The organism is Bacteroidales bacterium, from assembly GCA_021648725.1.
GTDB lineage: Bacteria > Bacteroidota > Bacteroidia > Bacteroidales > JAADGE01 > JAADGE01.
On sequence record JAKISF010000020.1, the window covers coordinates 1 to 23,561 of the forward strand.

Consider the following 23,561-nt stretch of genomic DNA (forward strand, 5'->3'; position numbering starts at 1 on the left):
AAGGTTTTATGCTATAAATATATAAAAAGCATTGCACTTATACAAATATTTCAACATGTTTTTTGCTATTATTTTGCTGTGCCTCAAATAATTATGTTCATCTAATTTAAAAATCAGCAAGCCCTAAATTATTTGTTGCAATATACGTGCTTGTAATTTTTTCGCTTTTCGGGCTTTAAGTTTCTATTGCCTTTAATCTATATAATAATTCTTTTTTGCTTGACAGCTAAATTTGATTTGTTTATTATTTCGGAGCAAAATGGTTATGAATGATAATTTAACAGTATTATTCATTTTGTGTTCTTTTCTTTTTCATCGAGTTTTAATTTTTTCAACAATTTTTCCAGTGCTTCATTCTGCCCGGAGTATTGTTCGATTATTTCTTCGATGTTTTTTTCTTTCACTTTATTTTTTTCGGACATTAATATCTTTTTTTACAAAATTATGACATTTATTCGGTAAATATTTAAAAACAAGATAACAAAAGGTTAACAACCCGGGCTATATATAAGATTTGCTCACAGTTTCAGACAATTAGCTTCTAAACAAAACAAATTTATGCAGTATTATCGGGATAATTTAAGGAATTTTGATGAAGTTTAGGAGTTAATTATAGAAATCTTTAAAATAAAAAAACAAAAGCACATCATCTTTTAACAGAAAATCTCTCATAATAACTCGTTATAATTTCATAATTTTCAGTCCGAACCTAACGTATTTTTGTTTTTCGGTAAGATAAATATGTATATCGAACTTAGGTTAATATTATTTTTAAGAAAAACAAGAATAGTACAGAATATTCTGATAATAAGTAAGATGTGGGTTATTTGTGAGTTTAATATTTCGAGAGAAATGATTGCAGGTTCACAGATTGGTCAATATTTAATTTTTTTCGAAAACGAGAACGGAAAACCTTTACACTTTCTGCGGAAACATACATAACAGAAGCAATATCTTTTGAACTTAAACCAAGTTTTAAGAATGCGGCAAGTTTTATTTCGGATTGAGTTAAATTCGGAACATCAGCTGAAATGTTTTGATAAAAATACTCATTAACTGAATTAAAGGCTATTTCAAAACGTTTCCAACTGTCTGTTTTAATTTTTGTATCAATATTTTTTATTATTTCTTCTGCTATTTTTATTGTTTTATTATTTTTTATTAATTTAATCAGTTCTTGCATTTTATAGGCAGTTTGTTGATTAAATTTATTATTTCGGATTAAAAAAAGTGTATTCTCAATAAGCTCTTGATTTTTCTTTTTTAAGATATTATTATTGTATTCAGCCATGTTTAATGCAGAAACAGTTCTGGCAACAAGTTCAACTTCGTTTATAGGTTTTCTTATATAGTCAACAGCACCTGCATCTAAAGCTGTTTGTAAATTTTCAACACTTACCATAACTCCGGTTGCCATTATCACTGGAATATCTCTCAAATCTTTATTTTTTTTAACAAGTTTTACAAATGAGATTCCGTCCATTTCAGGCATGTCCCAATCAGAAATAATTATATCGGGTATAATTTTCTCGGCAATTGATAAAGCAATTTTTCCGTCGGGTGCTTGATATAGTTTATATTCAGGTTTGTATTTTTCAAAAATTGAAACAATAATTTGAATGTTTTCAAGAATATCATCAACTACTAAAATTTTTTTCAGCATAATTGTTATATTGTGAAGTAAGTTTTTTTAATTTTCAACGGTTAATAAAATCTCAAAAAGTTTTGTATTGTAATTTTCAATACTTTTTGATAATTCTTTTTTCCATTTTTTAATATTTCTGCCGTTGTCAACTATTTGGTTTAATACAGTTTTTAATTCACTAATTTCATAAATTTTAATTTTCTTTAACTTATTAATGTATGGTTTTAATACAGCTTTATCATTTTCAGTTAAACTAATTTTTTCGGCTTCCACTTTTTTTGGTATAATTCCTTTTCGTTTTTTCTCAATTAGTTTCAGTTCAAAAATAAAACTTGTTCCTTTGTTCGGTTCTGATAAAACAATTATATTCCTGCCGTGAGCTTCAACAGCTTTTTTCACAAAATATAATCCTATGCCGGAAGAACTTACATTATGCGATTTCTCAGATATGCTTGATTTGTAAATTTCAAATATTTCGTTTATTTTTTCTTTTTCAATCCCTATTCCGGTATCTTTTACTTCAATTTGCAGTTTATCTTTTACTTTTTTTGCCCGGACATATATTTCTCCCCCTGAATTTGTGTACCTTACTGCATTTGTAAAAATATTTATAAATATTCTTTTTAAAATTTCGAAGTCAGATAAAACAGTATAATTATAATCTAACTCATTATTAAATTCAATACCTTTATTTATAAATAAAAATTCAGTAGAATTAATTGCGTCTTGAATAACATCATTTAGCCCGATTTGTTGAAAATTAATACTAAAAAAATCTTGCCGTATTTTTGAAATATTTAAAATGTTTTCGACAAGGTTAAGCATGAAAAGAGCATTATTCCGAAGCTTTATATTATCGTTTGTTGTTTCGATTATCCGACTCAAGGGGTTTTTTAAATCATGAACTATCATTTGTGTTTGCAGTTCTTTAAAATTTGATATTTTTTCTAACTGTTGTTTTTGTTCAATTATTAACTGTTTTTGTTTTTCTTCATTTTTATAGCTTTTGAAGTATTTGTCAGAAATTAAATCAAGGACATTCTTTTGTCTGTTTATTTTTTTATTTTTATTTAATAATTCCGCATTTATTTTTTCTAAGCCTATTCTCTGTTTTGAGATTTTATCGTTTTTACTGATTAGTTTTCGTCTGAGAAGCAGAAGTATTGTTAATATTGCTAAAGCCAGAAAAAATGCTATTAATAATCCGTGTTTTTGTTTTTTTTGCTGACTTATAATAATTTCTTTTTGCACTAACAGTTGGTTTTGTTGGTTTATCTGAACTTCTTTTTTCTGAAATTCATATTTTTTAATGTAATTTTGAATTTCTGTATCTCTTTGTTCATTAAATAAATGAACCCTCATATCAAGTGCCGAGTCAAAGTAGAAGCTTGCTTTTTCATAATCTTTAATTTTTCTGTATGTGTGACCTAGATAAGTTATTGAATTAAGAAGGTTCATTTTAAAGTTTTTTGCAGCACAAATTTCAGCACTTTTATTAAGATACTTAATTGCTTCGGAATAATCCTCCATTAAAAAATAAGCGTTTCCTAAATTATTATAGTTATTTTGAAGAGCAATTGTATCTTTAAGTTTCAAATTTAATGTCATTGAACGTCTATAAAATGATATTGCTTTTTTGTGCTTGTTTTGGAAACTGTAAACAGCACCTAATATTTCGTAGTTACTTGCAATCAAAGACAGACTTTCAATTTTTTCAGCATAAAATTCGGAAGAATCAATATTGTTTTTTAATTCTTCAAATGTTCCCAACTTAAAGTTGTTTGCAGCCATTCGGTTGTATATATGTGCTATATTAAAATCGTCTTGAAATAAGTATGCAATTTTGAGAGCTTCGTTTAATATTTTTACGGCATCTGTATGATTTTCTGTTGCACGATATTCTTCGGCAAGATTTTGCAGTAAAAAAATTCTGAATTCCGGCTTTTTAACATTATTCAAAGCATTGTTTAAAATTTTGATTGAAGAAGCATAATCGCCGAATTTCCGATAAATAATTGTCAGCTCTTGTGCACTGTATGCAATTCCTTTTTCATAACCGGAAGAATTAAAGTAGTTATATTTTTCTTTTGCAAATAAAAAAGCTTCGTCAACGTCATAATCTGACAACAGCCAAAAAATATTTTTGCTGACCTCAGTAATGCAAGAATCATTTTCACAGTCGGCTAAAATAATTTTAAGACTGTCAATCTTTTTTATTTGAGCATATTGTATAGCCGGATAAAAACAAAAAAATAAGACAATAATTTTTTTCATCTATTACAAAGTTACTATTAAATTGAATATTAACCTGAATTCGACATAAGATTTATTTATGAGAAAAACAAGAGTGTATTAGATTTGAATTGAAAATAAAGAAATTATAACCGGTTTTCAATTCAAAGATGATGTGCTTTTGTTTTTTCTTTTAAAGATTTCTATAATTAACTCCTAAACTTCATCAAATTTCCTTGAATTATCCCGATAGTGCTGTATAAATTTATTTTGTTCAGAAGCTAATTGTCTGAAATTGTAAGTAAATCTTATGTCAGACTCAGGTTTTTTCTATATTGTAAAATCATCGGAAATTTAATACAAATAAAGAAAAATAAAAAAAGCCGATTTTTAAATCGACTTTTTAAGACACTGTTTATTAGTTTGTTTTAAGAATTTTTAATGTTTTCTTTAATGCTGTCTTTAAAAGCTTTTACCGGTTTAAACTTAGGAGCAAAATGTTCGGGAATAATAACTGATTTATTCTTTCGAATATCTCGAGCTGTTTTTTTTGCTTTTTTCACAACTAAGAAGCTTCCGAAGCCTCTTAAATAAACATTATTATTGTTTTTTAATGAATCTTTTATGTTTTTTGCAAGAGATTCTACAATCTTTTTTACCTCAGTATTATCTATTCCGGTTTGATGAGATATCAATGTTATTAATTCTGATTTTGTCATTTTGTTTACTTGTTATGATTTATATTTTTGTCATTTTTTATTTCAACTATTTCCTTAAGTTCTTTTATTTGCTCCTCACAATCTTTAATAATGTTTTCTGCTTGTTCTATAATTCCTTTTTTATCTTTATTTTTTTTCATTATTGCATATTTAAATAGTACAAGGGCACAATTTTAATAAAATTACTACTTAATTCTTTATAAAAAAGTTAGCAAAAGGTTAACAAAATGAAAGACTTTTCGGTTTGTAACGATTTAAATGTGTTATTAGAAGGTATAAATTAAACAGAAGCAAAAAATGCCGAAAGGTTTTGTTTGCTGTCCAAATTAAGTTTTTTACGTAAACGAGAACGAGCAACTTTAACGCTTTCAGGGCTTTGAAATAATGCAGAAGAAATATCTTTTGTATTCATACCCAAACGCAAGAAAATACTTAGTTTTATTTCGGCGTTTGTTAAATTGGGGTATTTTTCAAGAAGTTTTTTACTGAAATCTTTATTACCCGACTCAAATATTATTTCAAATCTTTGCCATGAATCTTGTTTTACTTTTTCATCAATACTTTTTATGATGTATTCAAATAAGTTATGTATTTCTTCATCTTTTTCGGGTAATTTTGTGTATAATTCTTTCAGTTTTTTTATTATTTGAATATTAAATTTATTATTTCTGATTAACATTAAAGCATTTTCGGCTATTTCTTGATTTTTATTTTCAATAATTTGCTTGTTATATTCAGAAATCTTAAGAACAGATTTTACTCTTGCACACAGTTCAACGGAATCTATGGGTTTTCTGATGTAATCAACTGCACCGGCATTTAGTGCCGTTTTTAAATCTGCTGAAGATTGCATAACAGCAGTTGCCATTATAATAGGAATCTCTTTTGTGTTTTTATTTTTTTGAAGTTTTTTAATCAGTTCAATTCCGTTTACAACGGGCATATCCCAATCTGTAATAATTAAGTCGGGTAATTTTAGTTCTGCAATTTTAAAGGCAATATCTCCGTTATTTGCCTGAAAGAAAATTGTGTTTTCATCATGCTGTAAAAGGATGTCTAAAATTGTGTTGATAATATGAGGGTTATCATCAACAACTAATATTTTATTTTTTAGTGTTTTCAAAATATTTTATGTTATTATTTTTCGGAAACAGAGTTTATTATTTCTTTATATAGTTCCGGATTACAATTATAAATAGCGTTATTTAATTTTTTCTTCCATTTTTTAATGCCTTCCGAGAAATTTTCGTCAATTTGGGTTGTTACTTTTCGGAGTAAACTAATTTCATATACTTCAAGGTTTTTAAGTTGTTTACAAAAAACTTGTAAATACTCTTCATCTTTTTTAATGAGAACATTCTTAGTTGTTTTTCTTTTTGGTACTTTATTATTATTTATCACAGCGTTTTCTTCTGCTAAATCAATTGAAAAAGAGAAGACTGTATATTTGTCGGGTATTGATTCTACATTTATTTTTCCGTTATGAGCTTCTACCGCTATTTTACAAAAAGTTAAACCTAAACCGGTGGATCTTGCCATTCCTGTTTTCTTTGCCATAACTTGTTTGAACTTACTGAATATTAAATCAATTTTATCTTCTTTGACTCCTATTCCTGTATCAACAACTTTTATTGCAACCTTAGATTTCTCTTTATTTGTTTCATAATTTATTAATATTGAGCTGTTTGCATGAGAATATTTGATTGAGTTTGACAGTAGGTTAACAATTATCCGTCTTAGAATTTCATTGTCGGCAAAAACAATTAATCCGCTGTGTATTCGATTTTCAATTTTTATGTTTTTGTGTTCTGCAAATAACTCAACTTGTTTAATTGCATTATCTGAGATTTCTTTCAGGTTATATTCCTTCTTATTTAGGGGCATAATCATTCCTTCGTATTTTTGTACGTCAAGAATGTTTTCTACCATTGTCAGTATTTCTTCGGCAAAAAACTTTACTTCTTTATTTTCTGAAATATTAATTATGCTGCTTATAGGGTTTTTTAAATCGTGTACAATCATACCGGTTAAACCTTCACGAAGTTTACTCTGTAGTCTTATTTCTCGATTTAATACCATTAAATCAATTGCTTTTTCGGTAAGTTTGTCTGTTTTGACTTTAACTTCTTTGTTTTTTTGAATTAACTCTTGTTTTTGGTCGGTATTTATTTTATTAAGCTTTGATATTATTTGACTTTTTATTAATAATTTTTGTCTAAAAATTAATACTATGGTAATAATTAATAAAATAGAAATAATTATTATCAAAAGGAAGTAATTCATAAAACCGGTTTTTGCTATTGCAATATATATAATTAATTTGAGTTTTTAAATATTTTCTTTTGCTGTACATATCAAAAAAAAAAATCAACAACAGTTGATTTTTTAGTAAAACTTATACCAAACTCAGATTATTAAGTAATTTAAGCTACTTTTAATTTTGTAATATCAGTTTTTTCTATTTTTTCTTTTGCATATTTAAGAGTAACTTTAAATTCTTTAACATTTTGAGAAGGTAAATCAAACATTGCATCTGTCATTATTGATTCGCAAATAGACCTCAGCCCTCTTGCTCCTATTTTGTATTCAATTGCTCTATCTACAATGTATTCAAATACTTTTTTGTCGAATTTCAGCTTAATACCGTCAATTTCAAATAGTTTTGTATATTGCTTAATTATTGAATTTTTCGGTTCTGTTAAGATAAGCCTTAAAACGTCCCTGTCAAGAGGATTTAAATGAGATAATACCGGTAAGCGACCGATTATTTCAGGAATAAGACCGAATGATTTTAAATCTTGCGGAGCAACATATTGCAGGAAATTTTCTTTGTCTATTTTTTCGGTTGCTTTTTTATCAAATCCTACAACTTGTGTATTTAATCGGCGTGCTATTTTCTTTTCTATACCGTCAAAAGCCCCCCCTGCAATAAAAAGAATATTTTTAGTATTAATCTGAATTAAATTTTGTTCGGGATGTTTTCTGCCTCCTTTGGGCGGAACACCTACAACTGAACCTTCGAGAAGTTTTAAAAGTCCTTGCTGAACACCTTCTCCGGAAACATCTCTTGTTATTGAAGGATTATCACCTTTTCGTGCAATTTTATCAATTTCATCAATAAAAACGATGCCTTGTTCGGCTGCTTCAACATTAAAGTCTGCTGCTTGTAACAACCGGGTTAACAGGCTTTCAATATCTTCTCCTACGTAGCCAGCTTCTGTTAATACTGTTGCGTCAACAATAGTGAAAGGAACCTGCAACATTTTTGCAATTGTTTTTGCAAGTAATGTTTTTCCGGTTCCTGTTTCACCAACTAAAATAATATTAGATTTATCAATTTCAACCTCATCATCAGATTTTTCCGGAACGGATAATCTTTTATAATGGTTATAAACTGCAACCGATAATACTTTTTTTGCTTGGTCTTGTCCGATAATATATTGATCGAGAAATTTCTTAATTTCTTTCGGTTTTTTTAATTTAACACTATTTATGTCAAATTTACTTTTATCTTTCTTATCCTTGAATTCTTCTGCAACAATTTCATATGCTCTACCGGTACATTCGTCACATATAAAACCGGATACACCGGAAATCAAAAATTCGACTTCGTTTCTTTTTCTGTCGCAAAAAGAGCATTTATCCATAAGGAACTAATTAAAATGATAATTTATTTTTCTTTTAATAATACTTTGTCAATCATACCGTATTTTACGGCTTCTTCAGAACGCATCCAGTAGTCTCTGTCAGAATCTTTTTCAATTTGCTTTAATGTTTTACCTGAATGTTTTGCAATTATATGATAAAGTTCGTCTTTTAATTTTTTAATTTCATTAAAAGTAATTTCGATATCAGAGACTTGTCCTTGTGCACCACCCATAGGTTGATGAATCATTACTCTTGAATGTTTTAATGCTGCACGTTTTCCTTTTTCTCCGGCAACCAAAAGAACTGCTGCCATTGATGCTGCCATACCCGTACACGTTGTTGCAACTTCGGAACTGATATACTGCATTGTATCATAAATTCCGAGACCTGCATAAACACCTCCGCCGGGAGAATTTATATAAATTTGAATATCTTTTGAGGGGTCGGAAGATTCTAAGAAAAGCAATTGTGCTTGAATTATGTTTGCAACATATTCGTCAATAGGTAACCCCAGAAAAATTATTCTGTCCATCATTAAACGAGAAAATACGTCCATTTGGGCAACATTCAGTTGTCGTTCTTCAATGATTGTAGGCGAAATATAGCTGCTTTGAACTGCTTTATAATATCTGTGAAGATTAAGGCTGCTTATACCTTTATGCTTTGTTGCATATTTGTTAAATTCATTGTTATCCATTTTAATTTATTTTTGTTCGTATAACTTTTTAAAATCGTCTAAAGATATTGCTTTTTCTTCTAATTTAGCATTTTCTTTAATATAATTTATTACTTTATTTTCAACGGCACGTTCTGCAAATCTGTTTCTGTCTTCTGCTTTTTCAAGATTTTTATCGATAAAAGATGCCATTTGTTCTTCTGACATTGAATTTAAAGGTAAACCATATTGCATAAACTGTGCTTCGGTAAATTTTCTTGATTCTTGTCGTAATTCTTCTTCCGTAACTTTAAACTCTTGATTTTTAGAAATAGAGCTTTTTATAAGTTGCCAAATTGTATCTTTTTCAAACAGGGGATATTCTTTTTCTAAAATTTCATCAGTAAGTTTACCTTCTTTATCGGTAGCTTTTAACCACTTTTTCATGAATTCTTCGGGTAATTTTACATCGGATTTTGATAATAATTTCTCTTTTGCATCCACTCCTAATCTGTATTCAGATTCATCTTTGTAAACTTTTTCAATATTTGCTTTGATTTTTTCTTTGTATTCTTCTTCTGTTTTTATTTTTTCATTTGCGAATACTTTATCAAAAAGTTCTTGGTTAATTTCAGCAGGGACATAATTTGTGATTTCAGATATTACGAATTGAAAGTGAGATTCAATTTCATCAACTTTTTCTTTATCAATTTTTAGAATTCCTGCAATTTCAGTATTATTCGGGAATGCTTTTTTGATATCAAAGGTTACTGTGTCATCAATTTTTGCACCTATAAATTTTTTCTTTTCTTTTTCATCTTTAATAATGTCTGTTGCAATCATTGTATCTTCCGAAAAAATTCCGTCTTGAATAACTTTGCCTTCTTTATCTGTTTGTATTACATTACCTTTTACATAAGAAGTTCCTTCAATGGTATCTTTTTTTTCTGCTTTTGCAAATTGATTTCTGTGCCTTTCTATTTCATCGTTAATTAATTTATCATCAATTTTAATTTTGTAATAAGGGATAGAAGTTTTTTTGTCTATTGTTAAATCAATTTTAGGAGCTAAACCTACATCAAATAAGAATTCGTGTTCTGTTTCATTAATAATATCAACAGGTTGTTGTTTGTCAGAAGGCAGAGGCTGACCTAATATATCTAATTTTTCGTCTATCAAATATTTTGTTAAACTTTCAGATACGAGTTTATCAACTTCTTGCATAACGATTTGGTTGCCGACCATTTTTTTTATTAAACCGATAGGAGCTTTCCCCGGTCTGAAACCTTTTATTTGAGCTTTTTTTCTGTATTCTTTTAATTCACTGTTTACTTTCGGCTCATAATCTTCAACATTTATTTTTAATGAAATAACTGAGTTTAACTCATCTTTTTCGGTTCTTGTAATATTCATAATTTACTTAATTATTTATATAAAATAAAATCCGCCTGCAAAATACAGGCGGATTGTGCGGATGAAGGGACTCGAACCCCCACACCTTACGGCACAAGATCCTAAGTCTAGCGTGTCTACCAATTTCACCACATCCGCATTTTGCGTTTGCAAAAGTACTTTATTTTTTTTTTATACAAAACTTTTACAGAATTTTTTCTTATGATTTAATTCCCTCTGAGGTTTTTAACAACATCAAATTATTTTAAATTCAGTACGCCTGTTATTTTTTCTGCCTTTTTCGGTATTATTTGTGTCGATAGGTAATAGGCTTCCGTAGCCTTTATATATTATTCTGTTTTCAGAAATTCCTTTTGAGATTAAATAATCGTAAACTGCTTTTGCTCTGTTCAGGGAAAGTTGTTTGTTGTGTGTTTCGTTTCCGGTATTATCTGTGTGTCCGCTTATTTCTGCTCTTAATTTTTGATTGGTTTGTAAGAAACTATATAGTTTTTCAAGTTCGGATAGTGATTTCTCTTCTAATTTATATGAATCGACTTCAAAGAAAATGTTTTTTAAAATTGTTTTTTTGCCTTTTCGGATAGGAGAGAGGGGAATGTCAAAACGGTAAACTTTTAATGAGTCTGAACTTTTTGTTAATGAAAATGATTCGGAATAAAATAAATATCCTTCTTTTGAAACATTAAAGGCATAATCTTGTCCTGCCGGAATACAAATTAGAAATTCTCCTGTTTCTTTATCGGAAATTGATTGAGCAACGGTTGAATTGTTTGAGAGGTTAATTAATTTTATGTTTGCATCTAATTTTTCAACTGATTCGGCATTATATACAATTCCTTTGATATAAGTAACTTTGTGCGGTTGGTTCTCGGGTGTAAGTTCAAAAGTATATAGGTCTAAGCCTCCGAATTTTGATTTTTTTGAAGATGCATAATATGCTTTGTTTCCTTTTGCGTTTATAGTTAGGCTTACCTCTTCATCAAATGTATTAATAGGGTAACCTAAGTTTTTTGCTTTGCCGAAATTACCGGAACTGTCTTTTCTTGATAAAAATAAATCTTGTTTTCCTAATCCGAGATGCCCGTTTGATGCAAAATATAAAGTTTTATTATCGTAATGGATAAAAGGTGATTGGTCATGACCTTTTGTGTTAATTGAATTGCCGAGATTTACCGGTTTTGTCCAAGTGTTATCTTCTTGAAGTTCGGTTTTCCAAATATCAATTTTACCTTTTCCGCCGGGACGGTTGGATGCAAAGTACAAAGTTTTTCCGTCGGCTGAAAAAGAAGGTTGAGATTCCCAATATTTTGAATTTACGACAGCACCGAGATTTTCCGGTTGCGACCAGTTATCACCGGTTTTGTGAGAAACAAAAATATCGCAACTTCCGTATGTTTTTCCGTGATAACTTTTGCCGCTTTCGTATTCGCAAGAAGTAAAAAAAAGTGTTTTTCCGTCTGCCGAAATGCTTTGTGCTCCTTCGTTTCCTATTGTGTTTAAAGGTTCGCCCAATGCTGTTGCTTTTTTGAAGGTATTATTTTCTTTTTCTGAAATAAAAAAATCTTCCTGCATTTCTAAAGTGCCGTCGTCATATCTTTTTCCTGAGCCGATTAAACGTGTATAAATTAATGTTTGTTCATCAGCTGTTATGGCAGGTAAATATTCGTTATATTCTGAGTTAATGTTTTTTCCTAAGTTAACAGGTTTGAAATTTACGGGATTTTTAATTGCATTTATTCCGAAGTCGCATCTTTTTATATAATTTTTTGTTTGAGGTGCATATCTTCCGGAAGTGTCATGTTTTTTTAGTTCAAGTAAATGTCTTTTTGCATCTTCATATTTTCCTATTGATAATTCGGTTTTTGCAAGAGTAAAATATGCCATTGAACTTTTTTGCGGATTAATTGCTATTGCTTTTTTTAATGTCAGAATTTTATATGCAGGACGTTTTGTTTCGTCATATATGTCTGATAATAAATAATATACTTCTATGAAATTTTTGTCTTTTGAAATAGCTTGTTCCGACCAGTAAATTGCTTTTTCGTAATTGTAGGCATTATAATAGCTGTATGCCTTATTGAAATATTCAATTGCTTTTTTATTTTTAGTCGATAAATTTTGGGAGAGTAATTGTCCGCAAGAGAATATTAGCAGTATAAATATAAACTTCTTCATTTTTTTTGATATTATCTGAAACTCGGGCAATCGCAACCTTTGCCGTTCGGATCGGGAATGTCGATTCTAACGCCGAAACTTATTGCAAGAGAACGAGAATGTGAATGATTTAAAGTTATTGCTAAATCAACTTTTTTTGATAAATAATAGTTGTATTCAACCATTCCGCTCAGCCATCCTATTTTATACATTGCATTTTTTCCTATTATATAATTATCTTCGTTTACAAAATTTTCAATACTTGTTTTGTCGGTATCATAAAAAATAGCAGAACCGACACCGAAATAGAGAGAATGTTTAAAATGTTTGAATAATTTATATCTTAACAGAACTTGGCTGTAACCGGAAAGTAAATTGAACCTGTCGTTCATAACAGCGGTTGTTGCTCTGAAAGATAAGTTTTTAATTAAAAATCTGTCATAAGACATTATTATTCCGGGTTCAAAAGTTACATAACCTTTATTATCAAATGAGTTTTGATGAAGCGGAAGGTTTTGTTCTGCAAAAGGGTGGGTGCTGACTGTTAACAGCCCGGCAGAGAAGCTGCTTTGTGCAGAGATAATTCCTAAATTTAATATCAGAAAAATTATTGTAAAGATAATTCTCATTAGTTTTAGATTTATACAAATTTATTAAAAAAAAAGGATACATTTATTATAAACGCATCCTTTTCATTAAAATTTTACGGATAGAATCTAACAATCGGAACAAGTCGGTTGAGACCAAGATTTTTGTTTGTAGTTTTTATCCAAAACAGCTTGCTCGGTTTTAATACAATATATTTTTTTCTTTCTTAAAGACTTATTGTGTCCGACGCGAGTTTCGGGAAAAGCTTTCTTTTTTGAAAAAAAAGTTTGTATGCCGAGACCGATTAATGCTATTCCGATTAATGCTAAGGATAGTATGAATATTGTTAAAAACATGATTTTTAATTTTAAATTTTTGCAAAGTTACGATATATTAACTGATTGTTGAACCGTTTTCAAACTTTTCTTCCGGAGAAACAAATGATAGCTTTCCGTCAGGGTTTTCTGCCATTAAAATCATTCCTTGCGATTCAATACCTTTTAACTTACGAGGTGCAAGATTTACAAGTACTTGAACTTGTTTGCCTATAATTTCTTCGGGTTTGTAATATTCTGCAATACCTGAGACAACAGTTCTTTTGTCAACTCCTGTATCAAGTGTTATTTTCAATAACTTCTTTGTTTTTTTTACTTTTTCGGCTTCAATAATTGTTGCCGTTCTGATGTCAAGTTTTTGAAAATCGTCAAATGTTATTGTTTCTTTAACTGAAGGAAGCTTAATATTTTCTTTTGCGTTATCTTCTTTTGTTTTTAAAAGTTTTTTAATTTGAAATTCTATTTCTTTGTCTTCAATTTTTTGAAACAGAAGTTCAGGTTCATTTACTATATGACCGGGTTTAAGGATTTCTTTATTTGCATCTTCCCAGCTTATTTTATCAACATTTAACAGTTCTGTTAATTTTTTTGCTGTGAAAGGCATAAACGGTTCAACTAATACTGACAAACTTGCAGTTAATTGCAATGAAACATATATAATTGTTTTAACACGCTCTGTATCAGTTTTTATCATATGCCAAGGCTCTGTGTCGGCAAGATATTTGTTTCCGATTCTTGCCAAATTCATAACATCTTTCAGGGCTTCCCTGAATTTGTAATTTTCAATATTTTGCTCAATGCTTTCTTTTATTTTTTTAATTTCTGAGAGCACAGTTTTGTCTTCTTTTGTATATTCTCCGGGAGTCGGAACTTTTTTGTCGTAATATTTTTTTGTAAGAACCAAAGTTCTGTTTACGAAATTTCCGAAAATATTAACTAATTCGCTGTTGTTTCTTTCTTGAAAATCTTTCCATGTAAAATCGCTGTCTCTTGTTTCAGGAGCAATTGCCGTAAGTACGTATCTTAAAACATCTTGCTTGTCTTTAAAGTCTTTAAGGTATTCATGCAGCCAAACAGCCCAGTTTCTTGAAGTTGAAATTTTATCGTTTTCCAAATTTAAAAAAGCATTTGCAGGAACATTGTCAGGCAGAATATAAGAACCTTCGGCTTTAAGCATTGCGGGGAATATTATGCAATGAAAAACGATATTATCTTTTCCTATAAAATGTACCAACTTCGTTTCGGGGTCTTTCCAGTATTTCTCCCAGTTTTCTGTAACCTCTTTTGTTGCAGATATATAGCCTATCGGAGCATCAAACCAAACATATAAAACTTTACCTTTTGCATTTTCAACAGGAACGGGAACTCCCCAGTTTAAATCTCGACTTACGGCTCTTGCATGTAAACCGGAATCAAGCCAAGATTTACATTGTCCGTAAACATTCGGTTTCCATTCTTTGTGATCTTCCAAAATCCATTTTCTCAGGAAGGGTTCATGTTTATCCAAAGGTAAATACCAATGTTTTGTTTCTTTCAAACTTAGTTCTGAACCGCTTATTGTTGATTTCGGATTAATAAGTTCGGTAGGACTTAAAGCACTTCCGCATTTTTCACATTGGTCTCCGTATGCTTCTTCGTTTCCGCATTTCGGGCAGGTACCTTTTATATATCTGTCGGCAAGAAATTGGTTTTCTTGTGTGTCAAAATATTGTTCGGTAGTTTTTTCAATGAATTTGCCCTCATCATTTAACTTTTTAAAAAAGTCGGAAGCTGTTTCGTGATGAATTTTATTGCTGGTTCTTGAGTATATATCAACTGAAATTCCAAACTCTTTGAAAGAATTTTTAATAATATTATGATATCTGTCAACAACTTCTTGCGGGGAAATTCCTTCTTTCTTTGCTTTTAAAGTAATCGGTACACCGTGTTCATCGGAACCGCAAACCCATTTTACGTCTTCTCCTCTTAATCTTAAATATCGTACATAAATATCGGAAGGTATGTAAACACCTGCCAAATGTCCAATGTGGACAGGTCCGTTTGCATAGGGCAGGGCGGATGTTACCATGTATCTTTTATAGTCAGGCATAATTACTAAATTTGATATTTTAAATAAATAACTGACAAAAGTATCTTTTTTTGCTGAAAATATATGAATAAATCGCAATATTGTCATGTTTTTTTATGTTATTTGCAAAAAATATTGAAAGGCATATTGTTTGATATGTTAATTCAAATGTAAATAACAAAATATCTAAATAATTTAATACAACAAAATGGCAAAAGTAGAATTTTTAAACGAAGAATCGTTTAAGGCAAATGTTTTCGATTACGAAAAAAATAAAGATTGGAAATACGAAGGTAATGTTCCGTGTTTAATTGATTTTTATGCAGATTGGTGTCAACCTTGTAAAATGGTTGCTCCTATACTTGATGAACTTCAAGCAGAATACGGAGACACAATTCAAATTTATAAAATTGATACGGAAGTAGAAAGAAATCTTGCAGGAATGTTTGGAGTACAAAGTATTCCGTCGTTATTATTTGTACCTAAAGAAGGGCAACCGCAAATGGCTGCAGGTGCTTTACCGAAAGAAACTTTTGAGAAAGCTATTTCGGATGTTCTCGGTGTTGAAAAACCGGCATAAATTATTTCTTGAAAGCCGTTGAAATCCAGCGGTTTTCTTTTTACGGTAATTTTTTGGTATAATTATCGTTATATTGTAATTGGTATATTAACACTTAAAATCAAATGACAATGAAAAAGATTATGATTACAAGTTTATTCCTTTTGGGAATATTATATAGTTTTTCGCAAAAAGTAACATTTTTAGACGAAGCAACATTTAAAGCAAATGTTTGGAATTATGAAAAAAATGCAACTTGGAAGTTCGAAGGTAACAAACCTATGATTATTGATTTTTATGCTGACTGGTGCAGACCTTGTAAAATGATTGCTCCGCATTTAAAAGATATTCAAGCCGAATACGGAAGTAAACTTCAGGTTTATAAAATTAATACGGATAAAAACCCGAACTTGGCAAACTTATTTAAAGTAAGAAGTATTCCTACATTATTATTTGTACCTGCCAACGGTGAGTATAAACAAATTGTGGGGTACAGAAGTAAAGAGCAATTTGAAGAACTTGTTTCAAATATTTTGAAAGTAGAAAAATAGTTTTTTAAAAATATTCTAAATTAAAAGTTGTTTTATTTAAAGCAACTTTTTTTATGTGTTAATTTTTGGTAAATCTTTTTTTGAATATTAAATTTGACCCGAGAGGAAATACAAGTTTACTATATGAAAAATAAAATATATGTGTTCATTATCCTTTTAATTACTTGTAATAGTTGCGGAAAAGTACCGATATCTGTTCCCGGGCAGGATGTTTTGCATTTTACGGGTAATTTTGAAACAGGTTATTTGAACCAATATGAATATTTTGAGACAGATACTGCGATTAATACCGTAATTGTTACTGCTCCGGTTCGTAAAGGTAAGTTTGCATTAAAAAACACTTTGAATCCGGGCAATTATATTTTTAACGGATATCGTTCTGAACTGTCTGTTTATGATTGTGCTAAATATAAAACAAATGTATTTTACGGATTAAGTTTCATGATTGATACAGGTTATGTAGATGAAAACTTCAACTTAATTTGCCAGTGGCATGATATGCCTGATTTTAATAATGGTGAAGATTGGTCTCCGATGCCTCTGTTGCATGGTTCGTCTCCTCCTGTAGCACTAATTTACCTTAACGGCAATATTGCATTAAAATTGAACGATAATCCGAACTCTAATACCGAAACTATATTAGTGGGCGATGAACATCCCATTAATAAAGGAGAGTGGCAAGATGTAGTCTTTCATATTTACTGGAGTGATGATAAAACTGCTTTTATAGAGTGCCGGCTGAACGGAAACTATATAACACCTTTTAACGGTTCTGATAATAAGTATTACTATAGAAATTTATTTAACAGAGCAGGAAATTATTTTAAATTCGGACATTATAGAGGTAAAAGTGATACTCCTCATTCCAACACGATTTATTTTGATGAAATAAAAATCGGTTCAACATATAAAGAAGTAGCACCATGAAAAAACTCATATTTACTTTTTTGTTTTGTTTTATTCTTTTACCGATGTTCGGACAAGAGGGAAATGTTCTGCAAAAACATCAATTAGACTTTGATTTCGGAAGTTACCGTAACAGATATTTATATGCAGTAACTGATTTGAAATACATATCTCCTCTTTCAAGAAAAGCAAACTTAAATTATTCTGTCAGAATACGTTCTTACGGCACATTGTTTTTTTACAGTAAAAGTGCATATGATTTTACTCCGTTTATAAATTATTATTTTACAAATCCGATAAAACCTATATACTTCTCAATAGGTTTAGGCGTAGATACCAGGATAAGATTAGTTAATGACATACGAAGTGAAGCAACAACCGGTGCAGAGCCTATAATAAGTACAACAATTCACGGAGATATAAAGAATGCTTCATTTAACTTATCTTTATGGACAAGGTTCTATTCAAACGGGAGCTCATTTAATTTATTACCTGAATTTTCATATAAAATAGGAAGTAAGATTTCCTTATTTATTCGATATGAGTTGAATTATCTTAAAGTTTACGGCATATCTGCTCATAAGTGGAAACAAGATTCTTTTTTCGGAATGAAAATCTTATTTTAATGTACTGACTGTTCCGGCACAGCTATATAATTGCCCCGTTCGGTCCGATACCTACTTTTAAAGGTTTCGAAATTTTATTTCCGCTTTTATTATAAATTGTCATTGTTCCTGTGCCGGAAAAACCGTTGTCATTAAAAACATAAATGTTTCCGTTTTCTTGATTTACTTCCAAGCCGTAATATGAACCTGTTATAAATAATTCTTTTTGTTGCGGATTATTAATACTTAATTTATAAACACCCGATTTTTCGAGATAATAAATTAAACCGTTTTTTTTATCTGATGCAAGCCTTACGGGATAATAATCATCGCCGGTAATACCGATATTAATTCTTTCAATTATTTCATAAGTTTCGGGATTTATGCAAACTAATTGAGAGGCAGTTTCTGTCGGATAATCATAAATTGATTTTCCTTGGCAAAGAATCCACAGGTTGTTGTTTGTACTTGATACTAAATCTGTTGTGCCGTCTCCAACGGAAGTTGTAGTGATTATTTCATCGGTTTCGGCATTAATAACAGTGATTGTGCTGTCGTGTCCCCAAGCACCGTTTGCAACAAAAACTTTATTGTTTAGGAGGAGTAAATTTTCGGGATTGCTTCCTGCAGGAATTCTTTTAATTATTTTTTTTGCAGAAACATCAATAACACAGACTTCACCGGAGTTTTTTCCGTTTGTTATATAGCAAATATTCTTCCTGACGGGAATTATATATCTCGGATAAGAAATATCCGTAATTGTATTAATATGTTTAAATTTTTTTATATCAACAATTTCAATTTTTCTTGAATTGTTTACGCTTATTAACCCCAAAGTATCAATAATACACATAGATTGCACAACATCACCGAGAACCGCATTATTATTTTGTTTTGCATAAAGGTTATTTATTAGTTCTCCGCTTGCGGTGTTATAAAAACTTATTTCGCCGTTGTTCGACATAAAGTTTCCTTCATTTATTATGAAAATTCCTTTTGAAAGGTCAATTTCTTGTTTCGGAGCAGGTTTTGGTTTGCACGAAAAAAAACTTGTTATTAAAAAACTTATAATTAATATTATTTGAAAATGCTTTGCCATTTGATTTATTTATACAGAAACAGCTTGCCGGATTGTTTCTGCTGAATATGTTGTTTGAATTTTAAAATAATGCTGAAATAAATACTCCTTCCGGGTGACGGGAATGATTTAATCATTTCGTATTGCTTATTAAAAATGTTTAAAAACTTTAAATTAAATTCTGTTTTAAAATGCTTAATATCAATATTATAACTTGCATAAATATTTGATAAAAGATATTCCGGCAAAGTATAATCTTCATTATTTTCTTGTGTTATATATCTTTTTCCTGTGTATTGCGTTGCAAAACTTATTGTAAATTTTTTGTATGTGCTTGCAAAATAAAACTTTGCAGTATTTGTAGGTGTGTAAATCAATTTTTGAGGAATAATATAGTCGTCATTTGAATAAACATCAGTCAGCAAAGCATTTGTAAAATTATATGATGCAATTATTTTGTTAGAAAACTTGCCTGTTTTCAGGCTGTGATTTATATTTATTTCAATTCCGTTTATTTTTACATTTTTATTATTTACGGCTGTCCAAACATTATCTTTCGGAATCCATTGAACCATGTCATTAATGTTTGAATGATAATATGTTGTGTTAAAAAAACTCTTATTATTAAAAAAATATTTCAGACTTATTTCGGCATTATTTCCGGTTTCGTAATTCAGATTTATGTTTCCGCCCGGTTGCCAATATCTTTCATTAAAAGTCGGTTTTCTGTATTTATTTGAAACGTTGGTGCTTATAAGTATTTTGTCATTTAAAAAAGCTTTGTTTATACCGAAATCAAAAAGCGGAATATATTTTATTTGTTCTGAAAACTCGTTTCTTAAATTAAATTTAAAATTATAGCCCGAAAATGTATATTTTACCGATGAAATAAGCGAATAATCTGCTTCATAAATTTTATTTTCGAAATAATTTGAAGTTGAAACTTGTTGCCGGTTAATTATTCCGGCAAGGCTTAAAATTAAGTTGTTTTTTAAATAATATATGTAAGAAATGTCATTTGCAAAATTCTTTGCTGATATTTCAGAGTTTATGTAATATTCTGTATCATAGCTATTTGTTTTGTCGGTGTAATGCAGGTATTCTGAAAAATATGCCGAGCTTACGGTAAGTAAAGAATTTTTAAAAAGTTTTTTCCATCGAAAATAAGTTCTGAAAATACTGTCTGTTTGCATTTTGTTCCCTTCAATATACGAACCTGCAATTTCCGGAATTTCTTTGTTTTTAATTACATACCAAATTCCGCTTTCCAATGTGTTGTTTTTCGGAAGTTTTAATTTAATGTTTTGAATAATATTAAAACTGTTGAGGCTGTTATGTTGTCTTTTTTCAAGCGGAGCATCAAATTTGTAATTATCAACAAAAGGAAAATTATTTTCGGCATTTATTTTATTGAACGATATTTTGTATTGCAAATTGTTGTTTGAAAATGAAGTACTTGCAAGATATTTGTGTGTTTTGAAACTTCCTGTTTCATTTCCTGTGCTGAAACTTAATCCTTTGCTGTATTCTGCAAAATTATTCAGTTCTAAAGCACCTCCGAAAGTTCCGCTTCCGTACAAAGATGAGGATGCCCCCGGAATAATCTTTATTTCATCAAAAAAACCGGTTTGAATAAGGGATAAATCTGTGCTTCCTGTTGTTGCCGAATTTATTATAAAGCCGTTCCAATTAATTGCAACATGGTTTGCTCCGCTTCCTCTTAAACTTATGCTTGATAAATTTCCCAATCCTCCGTATGATTTTATTTGCGATGAAGTTTGTATTGCCAATATCTCATCAATTGAAACAAATTTATAATTTTCTTGTAATGTGCTGTCAATCAGTTCTTCATTTGAATTTCTGAAAGTGTTTTGAAATGAAGCGTTTTTTACAACTTCGTTTATTTGCAAGGTGTCTTGTGCTTTTAGTTTGACAGAAAAAAAGCTTATTAAAATTAATATGTAAAACTTATTTTTTTCCATAATTTTAAGTAAAACCCGCAAGGTCTGTAACCTTATTTAAAAAACACAGCCGAACTGCATTTCTCATTTCTTGAAACTTTCAAAATATAAACACCTTTTCGTAATTTTCTAACATCAATATTATTATTCTTATCAGTTGAAATAATTAATTTCCCCGTTACTGAAAAAACTTCAACTTTGTTAATTTTCGAAATATTACTTCTGAAATTTAAAAAATCTCTAACCGGATTGGGAACTATTACAATGTCTTCCGTGAATTTTATATTTGACTGATTATTAATCACTCCCACAGCATCCAAATCGAAACCTCCCGAAGCAAAAGCCGTCGGGTAAGGGTCATTAATTATGTTTCCTTTGCTGTCGTGACTTGCCAAATTATCACTGATTGAACCTATAACATCAATTATTTTAATGTAATTAATTTCGTTTGTATTTACGGAAGTTCCGTCTGTCAAGTCTTCAATATCATCTAAATTAAAAGGAGTTCCGTAAAACATTGTGTATTTGCCTGCAAGGTTGTGAATGTACCGTGCATTAATTTTTTCAAAACTTCCTGTTTGTGTGTATGTTTGAATTTCTGAAATTGCGGGAAATCTTACAAATTCGATACCATCGGTACTTACTTCAACAAATGCAAGTTCGAGAAATGCAAGTTCGGAAGTATCGTTTTCAAAAAAGCCGTTTTCAAAAACAGCAAAATCGTAATCATCTCCGTTTACAATCGGAAAGTTGAATTTTAAAATTGCAGAACCGCCGTCACCCAAACTCACAACATTAGGGTTTCCGTCAGCTTTGCCTGTTGCATTTCCCACTGTTCCGTAATCAACATATCCGTTCTCGGGGAAAGCAATATCTTGATACCCTCTTGTAATTTTTGTTTCTGTTGCCCAATCAATAAAAATTGTACTGTCTTTATAAATTGCTGTCGTTCCTTCAAAACCGGATGCCGGTGCAAAGGATTGAGATTTTCCCGGCGAACAGAAAAAAAATATAAATAGTGATATTGAAATTAGTTGCTTCATATTATTAGACCCTGCGGATTTTCAAAACCCGCAGAGTCTGAAAATTATTCAATAATTAGTTTTTTAATAAAGCTTTGGTTATTATTTTCAATTCGTATAAAATAAACACCGGTATTTAAGTTTGAAACATCAATTTTCTCACTTTTACGACAATTGTTTATTGTGTAAATTATTTTACCTGTAATGTCAATAACAGAAATATCTGCATTAAGCACATTGTCAATATTTACACTGCTTTTTGTCGGATTCGGGTAAACTGAAACATTTTTAAACTTGGTTGACGAAATGTTTACAGGTGAATTGTAAACAATATTATCAATACAAACATATGCAGGTGTCCAAGAATCTGAGCTGTATAAATCAATTTTAAGACCTCTTACATTACCAAGGTTGTTCAAATTAACTTCTGTCCAGTTATCAATAATTATTGAATTTCCGTTTGTGAAATCTGCCATATAAAACAGAACAGAATCTGTTGTAAATGTATTATCTGCAAGGATACCTTTAATAACAAGAGTTAAAGAGTCTCCGGCAGCATAAGTTCCCGTACCTATTCCGTCTGTTCCCTTCATATAATGATAAGCCCATACGGAGTTTGTTATATATATTGTATTAATATCAACATTTTCGGAAAATATTATTGTATCTCCGACATTGAAAAAAAGATATGCAAAAGCATAATTATTTGAATTGTTATATCCGCCTGCAGGATTTGCATAAGCAGAATAATTTGTCCAATCTGTTGTTGTTAAGTCTGTTTGGTTGGAATATGCAAATCCGTTCCAATAATCATATCCGTCGGCTAAAGTATATGTTATATTAAATGTTGCATTGTTGTCTGAATATGAAAAAGATTCGGTACTGTTAACTGTCCCGCTGTGGTCGGTTGAGCCGTTATAATAACCTTCTGCCGGGACGGTCAGACTTTCAAAGTCAACAATTGTTTGTGCATTAAAAGCATTTGTAAATAATGCGATTAATACGGTTGCTAAAAATAAATTTTTTTTCATTTTAAATAAATTTAAAAAATTAATAAATAAAAAAATAACAACAGTATTAACCCGAAAAGTTTGGAAGTATAAAATAAGATGAGCAAAAATGTTCACCGTAAAGCTTTTTCTCCCGAAAGCTTCGGATAATATCTGCGAAAACAGGCAGGTATTCTGACTTACTCCTTATTTTGAACGCCTTCCCGTTTGTATGCATCCAAACAGTGGCAAAAAAATGTTCAAAACATTGAAGAACACAGCAGCGGGTACTGTTGCCGATTCTGACGGCATTCCCTTTTAAGCAAACTGTATGAAATAAATTTGCTTACCTGATTCGGTTGCAAACTTAAATAATAATTTCTGAAAAATGCATTTAAAAAGAAAAATCTGTAAACTAAAATTCAATGAATAC

20 protein-coding genes, 1 tRNA gene and 1 riboswitch are annotated in these 23,561 nt (G+C 30.0%); of the genes, 4 read left to right on the plus strand and 17 right to left on the minus strand.

Features of this window, described 5'->3' with window-relative positions; genetic code table 11:
* Positions 1–835: 835 nt before the first annotated feature.
* The 13 genes from L3J35_08610 to metG form a co-directional block, all read right to left on the minus strand.
* Positions 836–1,663, minus strand: a complete 828-nt coding sequence (locus tag L3J35_08610; GenBank protein MCF6366249.1) for a response regulator — start codon at positions 1,661–1,663, stop codon at positions 836–838.
* 27 nt (positions 1,664–1,690) lie between these two features.
* Positions 1,691–3,919: a tetratricopeptide repeat-containing sensor histidine kinase gene (locus L3J35_08615; protein ID MCF6366250.1), complete on the minus strand. Its 2,229-nt coding sequence runs from the start codon at positions 3,917–3,919 to the stop codon at positions 1,691–1,693.
* A gap of 386 nt (positions 3,920–4,305) precedes the next feature.
* Positions 4,306–4,596, minus strand: a complete 291-nt coding sequence (locus L3J35_08620) for an integration host factor subunit beta (GenBank protein MCF6366251.1) — start codon at positions 4,594–4,596, stop codon at positions 4,306–4,308.
* Positions 4,597–4,876: 280 nt separating this feature from the next.
* A complete protein-coding gene (locus L3J35_08625) occupies positions 4,877–5,719 on the minus strand; it encodes a response regulator (GenBank protein ID MCF6366252.1) in 843 nt (280 codons plus the stop codon).
* A 14-nt stretch (positions 5,720–5,733) separates the two neighbouring features.
* Positions 5,734–6,879, minus strand: a complete 1,146-nt coding sequence (locus L3J35_08630; protein ID MCF6366253.1) for a HAMP domain-containing histidine kinase — start codon at positions 6,877–6,879, stop codon at positions 5,734–5,736.
* Between the two features lie 140 nt (positions 6,880–7,019).
* Positions 7,020–8,243 (minus strand): ATP-dependent Clp protease ATP-binding subunit ClpX, encoded by a 1,224-nt coding sequence (gene clpX, locus L3J35_08635; protein ID MCF6366254.1) that lies wholly within the window; start codon positions 8,241–8,243, stop codon positions 7,020–7,022.
* Between the two features lie 23 nt (positions 8,244–8,266).
* Positions 8,267–8,941: an ATP-dependent Clp endopeptidase proteolytic subunit ClpP gene (gene clpP / locus L3J35_08640; GenBank protein MCF6366255.1), complete on the minus strand. Its 675-nt coding sequence runs from the start codon at positions 8,939–8,941 to the stop codon at positions 8,267–8,269.
* A gap of 6 nt (positions 8,942–8,947) precedes the next feature.
* On the minus strand, positions 8,948–10,312 hold the full coding sequence (tig, locus tag L3J35_08645; protein MCF6366256.1) for a trigger factor: 1,365 nt from the start codon (positions 10,310–10,312) through the stop codon (positions 8,948–8,950).
* Positions 10,313–10,368: 56 nt separating this feature from the next.
* Positions 10,369–10,450: transfer RNA gene (locus L3J35_08650), tRNA-Leu, on the minus strand.
* Positions 10,451–10,546: 96 nt separating this feature from the next.
* Positions 10,547–12,487: an OmpA family protein gene (locus L3J35_08655; protein MCF6366257.1), complete on the minus strand. Its 1,941-nt coding sequence runs from the start codon at positions 12,485–12,487 to the stop codon at positions 10,547–10,549.
* Between the two features lie 11 nt (positions 12,488–12,498).
* Positions 12,499–13,095, minus strand: coding sequence for a hypothetical protein (locus L3J35_08660; GenBank protein ID MCF6366258.1), 597 nt, complete (start codon positions 13,093–13,095; stop codon positions 12,499–12,501).
* Positions 13,096–13,182: 87 nt separating this feature from the next.
* Positions 13,183–13,410, minus strand: coding sequence for a hypothetical protein (locus L3J35_08665; protein MCF6366259.1), 228 nt, complete (start codon positions 13,408–13,410; stop codon positions 13,183–13,185).
* A 37-nt stretch (positions 13,411–13,447) separates the two neighbouring features.
* Positions 13,448–15,478 (minus strand): methionine--tRNA ligase, encoded by a 2,031-nt coding sequence (metG, locus tag L3J35_08670; GenBank protein ID MCF6366260.1) that lies wholly within the window; start codon positions 15,476–15,478, stop codon positions 13,448–13,450.
* 187 nt (positions 15,479–15,665) lie between these two features.
* On the opposite strand from metG, the gene trxA (L3J35_08675) reads away from it, so the two are divergent.
* The 4 genes from trxA (L3J35_08675) to L3J35_08690 all read left to right on the plus strand — a co-directional run bounded on the left by trxA (L3J35_08675) (position 15,666) and on the right by L3J35_08690 (position 18,099).
* On the plus strand, positions 15,666–16,037 hold the full coding sequence (gene trxA / locus L3J35_08675; protein ID MCF6366261.1) for a thioredoxin: 372 nt from the start codon (positions 15,666–15,668) through the stop codon (positions 16,035–16,037).
* 110 nt (positions 16,038–16,147) lie between these two features.
* Positions 16,148–16,567, plus strand: coding sequence for a thioredoxin (gene trxA, locus L3J35_08680; protein ID MCF6366262.1), 420 nt, complete (start codon positions 16,148–16,150; stop codon positions 16,565–16,567).
* A 123-nt stretch (positions 16,568–16,690) separates the two neighbouring features.
* The gene (locus tag L3J35_08685) at positions 16,691–17,494 is read left to right on the plus strand and encodes a polysaccharide lyase (protein MCF6366263.1); all 804 of its coding nucleotides are present in this window, start codon (positions 16,691–16,693) and stop codon (positions 17,492–17,494) included.
* The gene (locus L3J35_08690) at positions 17,491–18,099 is read left to right on the plus strand and encodes a hypothetical protein (protein ID MCF6366264.1); all 609 of its coding nucleotides are present in this window, start codon (positions 17,491–17,493) and stop codon (positions 18,097–18,099) included. The genes L3J35_08685 and L3J35_08690 overlap by 4 nt, the downstream gene beginning before the upstream one ends.
* Positions 18,100–18,121: 22 nt before the next feature.
* Here L3J35_08690 and L3J35_08695 read toward each other — a convergent pair whose 3' ends face one another.
* Genes L3J35_08695 through L3J35_08710 form a run of 4 tightly spaced genes read right to left on the minus strand, consistent with a single transcriptional unit; the run spans position 18,122 to position 23,170 of the window.
* Positions 18,122–19,177 carry a hypothetical protein gene (locus L3J35_08695; GenBank protein MCF6366265.1) on the minus strand — a complete coding sequence of 352 codons (1,056 nt, stop codon included), beginning with the start codon at positions 19,175–19,177 and terminating at the stop codon, positions 18,122–18,124.
* Positions 19,178–19,182: 5 nt separating this feature from the next.
* Entirely contained in the window at positions 19,183–21,138 is a 1,956-nt protein-coding gene (locus L3J35_08700) for a TonB-dependent receptor (protein MCF6366266.1), read from the minus strand.
* 32 nt (positions 21,139–21,170) lie between these two features.
* A complete protein-coding gene (locus tag L3J35_08705; protein ID MCF6366267.1) occupies positions 21,171–22,160 on the minus strand; it encodes a T9SS type A sorting domain-containing protein in 990 nt (329 codons plus the stop codon).
* A 44-nt stretch (positions 22,161–22,204) separates the two neighbouring features.
* Positions 22,205–23,170, minus strand: a complete 966-nt coding sequence (locus L3J35_08710) for a DUF4465 domain-containing protein (protein MCF6366268.1) — start codon at positions 23,168–23,170, stop codon at positions 22,205–22,207.
* 125 nt (positions 23,171–23,295) lie between these two features.
* A riboswitch (cobalamin riboswitch) is annotated at positions 23,296–23,497 on the minus strand.
* Between the last annotated feature and the right edge of the window lie 64 nt (positions 23,498–23,561).